The sequence below is a fragment of the Mycobacterium sp. IS-2888 genome (assembly GCF_001954215.1).
GTDB lineage: Bacteria > Actinomycetota > Actinomycetes > Mycobacteriales > Mycobacteriaceae > Mycobacterium.
In genome coordinates this window covers 1-975 of record NZ_MBET01000039.1, presented here as the reverse complement: position 1 = coordinate 975, position 975 = coordinate 1, and the positions used below count along the sequence as shown (strand labels likewise).

Annotated in this window: 2 protein-coding genes; one reads left to right on the top strand and one right to left on the bottom strand. The window is 65.2% G+C overall.

All coding sequences use genetic code 11. The features are described 5' to 3' along the window. The coding region (locus A5745_RS06115; RefSeq protein ID WP_076115470.1) for a hypothetical protein at positions 1–522 on the bottom strand (522 nt) is incomplete at its 3' end. Between the two features lie 209 nt (positions 523–731). Between A5745_RS06115 and A5745_RS06110 the strand changes: the two genes are divergently transcribed. Beyond that, positions 732–975, top strand: a 244-nt coding sequence (locus A5745_RS06110; RefSeq protein ID WP_139329469.1) for a hypothetical protein, incomplete at its 3' end; no start/stop codon positions are given.

The following is a 975-nucleotide window of genomic DNA, read 5'->3' as shown; positions in this document are numbered from 1 at the left end:
CGGGTCAGACGGCGAGTTGCCCAGGGCCAGCAGCGTTTCCGCGGTGCGTCGGGATAGCTGCCAGCCGCCCTGGAAGGGGGTGAACTCCATAGGGAACGTGAACTTGCCGTTGTTCGCCCGCGGGGTGTTGACGCTGACCGTCGCCATCACGTCGGAGGGATTCTTGTCGGACCACGCGAGGTTGTTCGCCGCGAAGGTCATCGGGAGGTAGCCGTTGTCCCGCAGCGCGTTGGTGAATTTGTCCAGGGTGGCCGCGCTCTCGGGGGTTGCCCCCTCGACCAGGCTCACCTTGTTGATGCCCGGAACGTTCGGGTCGGCGAGCCGGTTCAGCACCTCGGTAAGCGCTTCGGGCGGGGGCAGCGGGGCGGTCGGCGGAGCGACGATGACCGGACTCGACGCGGCGGGCACCGGCGCAGACGGACTCGAAGACGCGACCTTGGGTTCCTTGTGCGAGCACCCCGCGAGCCCGATGGCCGCCACGGCGATGGCGGCACTTAACGCAACGGACGGGTTTCGATGCATCCGGTCGACTCAGTGGCGTGCTATTAGCGCACGCCTGATTCTTGCAGTGGCGTGGCTGCGAGCGTCGAGCCAACGGGTGCAATGCAAGTCACACCTGCCGTCGCCGCGGCGACGTCCGCGACGGCCGCCACGCCTGTGGCGAGGGCTTTTGGGATCACAGGTGTCCTTTCGGTGGTCCCGAATCGACGCTGAGGTTACCAGCGGGAGCAATGACGCGAATTTTGACGGCATTTGACTCCGCACATCTGGCGGCAATCGCCGGTAGCGTTGATGTATCCACCGCGTTATTCGGGGCGGGAAAGGAGCGCAACATGGGTGACTCAGAGCGTTCTGAAGCATTCGGCACAGCTAGCGAAACCGACATGTCCAGCGACGATGCTGCCGAATTGGAACAGTTACGCCGTGAGGCAGCGATGCTGCGCGAGCAACTGGACCACGCGGTGGGGCCGCACG